Origin of the sequence: Methanosarcina sp. 2.H.T.1A.6 (assembly GCF_000979455.1) — an archaeon.
Classification (GTDB): Archaea; Halobacteriota; Methanosarcinia; order Methanosarcinales; family Methanosarcinaceae; genus Methanosarcina.
In genome coordinates this window covers 1-1,200 of sequence record NZ_JJOY01000053.1, presented here as the reverse complement: position 1 = coordinate 1,200, position 1,200 = coordinate 1, and the positions used below count along the sequence as shown (strand labels likewise).

Here is a 1,200-nt window from a genome sequence, read left to right as displayed (position 1 = left end):
GGGACACTGAGGGTCAGTCAACTTCAGATGCAGGGCAACAAGACAATTCAGGGGCAGTTGTGGGATCTGAGAGTTCTTCTAAAGAAAACAGAAACTCCGGATTAAGAATTGCCAGTTTCGTTATAGGTTTCCTTGTGATCATCGTTATGGGGATAATTATAAAGAAAAAAGTAGACCAGAACAATTGAAGATGGAGATTCTAAAAAGTAAGTAATAACAGGAGAAATTATATCTCCTGTTAAATAAGGTTTTTTTTAATCCCTGCTCCGGTTCGATCTCACCTTTCCACCAGCCTGCAATTTTTGAGGTCTGCCCCTAAGTCTCGAACATCTCCTGCCCTTGATGCGGCAGGGATTATCTGGCTTGAGGAACCGGGCAGTTTAATAATATTTTCAGCAAGCTTCAGAACGGTTAAACTTTCTCCCATAACCACATTGAAGACCTGGTGTCACAGCAAATTAATTACAGAGCGTTAATACTTGGATACTTCCTCATCCGCAGACCCTTTCATAATTAGGATGACTTAGAACTAAATTGCCTAGACACTAGCCATCCCCGTGTTCAAAGGCTGCTACCTTTGCCCTTTCAAAAAATAGGAAAAATGAAGGCAAAATATGGCGATTTTAGCTCCTGGTGCGACAACATAAAAGCCATTTATCCAGAGGACTTTGAGATCCGTGTCGGAGGCATCACCAAAAAGGTAATCGGTCAGCAAGTGAAGACAAAAATAAAACACCTGTTTAAGAAATAAAAGATAAGGAGTCAAAAACTCAGGGCCCAGAAACTGATTAATCAAATAGATTCGGGGGGAAAATGGAGGCATGTAAAGTGAGAAAAAGTCTATTGATACTTATACTTACGACATTCATATTAACCTCTGCACCAGCAATGGCAGAGGATGGAAACCCTGTTGGCAATTTAAATTTTACTGATAAAGTGGTTTACTTCCAGAGCCATACAAGCGACCCGGCCGAAGGGAACTGGATCACAATGGGATGCCCAAATGAAGGTAGAAGAGTCCAACTTCCTCAGCCGATAAAACTCACTTATAGCGGCCCTAAATATGTAGAATATGGCGGAGCTGCCGGGACCTTAAATAAGGACGAAGAGGAAAGTTATACGATAACATACCCTTCAACTAATTCTTATACCACCCTCCCCGTTTACCTCCCTAATGAAGATGTGAGCATGTATTTCCAC

At 41.6% G+C, this 1,200-nt stretch carries 4 protein-coding genes; 3 read left to right on the top strand and 1 reads right to left on the bottom strand.

The features are described 5' to 3' along the window. Positions 1-188: hypothetical protein (locus EO98_RS19340; protein ID WP_048137278.1), on the top strand; the 188-nt coding region annotated here is incomplete at its 5' end. A gap of 89 nt (positions 189-277) precedes the next feature. Here the strand turns inward: EO98_RS19340 and EO98_RS18045 are convergent. Next, positions 278-427, bottom strand: a complete 150-nt coding sequence (locus EO98_RS18045; RefSeq protein ID WP_200895236.1) for a hypothetical protein — start codon at positions 425-427, stop codon at positions 278-280. Between the two features lie 174 nt (positions 428-601). On the opposite strand from EO98_RS18045, the gene EO98_RS18650 reads away from it, so the two are divergent. Both EO98_RS18650 and EO98_RS17125 read left to right on the top strand, forming a co-directional pair. Then, on the top strand, positions 602-751 hold the full coding sequence (locus tag EO98_RS18650) for a hypothetical protein (protein WP_156161178.1): 150 nt from the start codon (positions 602-604) through the stop codon (positions 749-751). A gap of 62 nt (positions 752-813) precedes the next feature. Next, positions 814-1,200 (top strand): TIGR04279 domain-containing protein (locus EO98_RS17125; RefSeq protein WP_156161177.1); only part of this gene is annotated, 387 nt, incomplete at its 3' end.

Coding starts and splice junctions, on each gene's coding strand:
- EO98_RS18045 (WP_200895236.1), bottom strand. CDS start 427: ATGGGAGAAAGTTTAACCGTTCTGAAGCTTGCTGAAAATATTATTAAA.
- EO98_RS18650 (WP_156161178.1), top strand. CDS start 602: ATGAAGGCAAAATATGGCGATTTTAGCTCCTGGTGCGACAACATAAAA.